The following is a 255-nucleotide window of genomic DNA, read 5'->3' on the forward strand; positions in this document are numbered from 1 at the left end:
GCCCAGACTCCTACGGGAGGCAGCAGTAGGGAATCTTCCGCAATGGACGCAAGTCTGACGGAGCAACGCCGCGTGAGTGATGAAGGTTTTCGGATCGTAAAGCTCTGTTGCCAAGGAAGAACGCCTTAGAGAGTAACTGCTCTGAGGGTGACGGTACTTGAGAAGAAAGCCCCGGCTAACTACGTGCCAGCAGCCGCGGTAATACGTAGGGGGCAAGCGTTGTCCGGAATTATTGGGCGTAAAGCGCGCGCAGGC

The 255-nt window shown here is 56.9% G+C and carries 1 rRNA gene; it reads left to right on the forward strand.

The window, feature by feature from the left end:
* Positions 1-255 (forward strand): 16S ribosomal RNA (locus tag ACZYR9_RS27935); the annotation flags it as partial.

This window comes from Paenibacillus sp. F024, assembly GCF_057814255.1.